Consider the following 713-nt stretch of genomic DNA (forward strand, 5'->3'; position numbering starts at 1 on the left):
CCTTGACCTCGGACAGCGTGTGGTTACGCTGCGGGGGCGAGCTCTGGTTGCAGCAGTGTCCGTGTCTCGAGTGGGGTGACGTACCCGTACTCGGGGTGTTCACGGAGCCTGATGCGGTTGTACTCGATCTCGACGAAGCGGAAGACGTCAGCGCGGGCCGCCTCCTGGGATTCCCAGACGGTGGTACCGATCTCCGCTTTGAGCAGGCCGAAAAAGCTTTCGGCCGCAGCGTTATCATAACAGGACCCGGTTCGTCCCCGAGCAGGACTGCGACCTGCAACGATACGAATCTCAAGATCGTCCTGAATAACCCTCCTCGTGTACTCCGATCCGCGGTCCGTATGCATGATGCAGCCCGGCTTCAGCCCGCCCCGGCCGGCGGCCATCTGCAGGGCGTCCACGACGAGCTCGGCCCGAGGTACCACCAGCCCGCGAGGGTCGGCAGGTACGTAATGTCACCGACCAGTTTCCGGCCCGGTTCATCGGCGGTGAAATCGCGTCCGACCAGGTCAGGGGCGGGAGCGGCCCTGGTGTCCCGGACGGGCATCCAGCCAGCTGTAACAGGTGGAGCGGGACACGCGCAGGGTCCGGCACAGCAGGGCGACGCTGTAGCCGCCGGGGCGGATTTTGGTGGCCTTCTCCGCGTTGATGAAGTGGCACAACTCGCCTACTTCACGATCTCCTTGGCGAAGAAGGCCGCGGCTTTTACCAGT

2 protein-coding genes are annotated in these 713 nt (G+C 64.2%); both read right to left on the bottom strand.

Going from position 1 to position 713, the window contains the following annotated elements; genetic code table 11:
* Positions 1-23: 23 nt before the first annotated feature.
* On the bottom strand, positions 24-401 hold the full coding sequence (locus tag IG74_RS47340) for an integrase core domain-containing protein (RefSeq protein WP_051856766.1): 378 nt from the start codon (positions 399-401) through the stop codon (positions 24-26).
* A 108-nt stretch (positions 402-509) separates the two neighbouring features.
* Positions 510-713: hypothetical protein (locus IG74_RS52615; RefSeq protein ID WP_234334701.1), on the bottom strand; the 204-nt coding region annotated here is incomplete at its 5' end.

The organism is Streptomyces sp. NRRL B-1347 (assembly GCF_000720325.1).
Classification (GTDB): domain Bacteria; phylum Actinomycetota; class Actinomycetes; order Streptomycetales; family Streptomycetaceae; genus Streptomyces.